Source organism: Paraburkholderia sp. J8-2 (assembly GCF_905220195.1).
In the GTDB taxonomy this organism is placed as follows: Bacteria; Pseudomonadota; Gammaproteobacteria; order Burkholderiales; family Burkholderiaceae; genus Paraburkholderia.
In genome coordinates this window covers 1-662 of the sequence record NZ_CAJMZA010000111.1, presented here as the reverse complement: position 1 = coordinate 662, position 662 = coordinate 1, and the positions used below count along the sequence as shown (strand labels likewise).

The 662-nt window shown below is 64.7% G+C and carries 1 protein-coding gene; it reads right to left on the bottom strand.

Going from position 1 to position 662, the window contains the following annotated elements; translation table 11 throughout:
• The coding region (locus U5A52_RS43025) for an enolase C-terminal domain-like protein (RefSeq protein ID WP_321940494.1) at positions 1-662 on the bottom strand (662 nt) is incomplete at both ends.

The following is a 662-nucleotide window of genomic DNA, read 5'->3' as shown; positions in this document are numbered from 1 at the left end:
TCGACCAGTTCGCAACCGGCTTCCGCCAGCGCGGGAATCGCCCACGCCGCCTGCGTTTCGCTCCAGGCCATGTTGACGTCCACGCGCACGGCGGCGCGCTCGCCCATCGCCTTCTTGATGTCGGCGACGTGCTTGATGTCGGTTTTGAGGTCTTTCGCGCCGATCTTCAGCTTGAAGATCTTGTGGCGGCGCACCTCGAGCATGGCCTCGGCTTCGGCGATGTCTTTCGCGGTATCGCCCGATGCCAGCGTCCATGCCACCGGCAGGCGCTCGCGGCGGCGGCCGCCCAGCAGTTCGCTCACCGGCACGCCAAGGCGCTTGCCCTGCGCGTCGAGCAGCGCGGTTTCCAGCGCGCACTTGGCGAAGTGATTGACCTTGACGAGCTTGCCGAGGTGCGCCATGAGCGCCTGAATTCGCGTGGCGTCCTGACCGATCATCGCGGGGGCGAAGTAAGCGTCGATTGCCAGCTTCATCGCTTCCGGGCTTTCGGGGCCGTAAGCCATGCCGGCAATGGTGGTGCCTTCGCCGATGCCGGTCACGCCATCGCTGCAGTACACCTTTACGAGCATCAGGGTTTGCCCGTACATCGTGGCGACGGATAGCTTGTGAGGGCGAATCGTCGGCAGATCTACCAGGCGGGTTTCGATACGTTCGATCGTCGC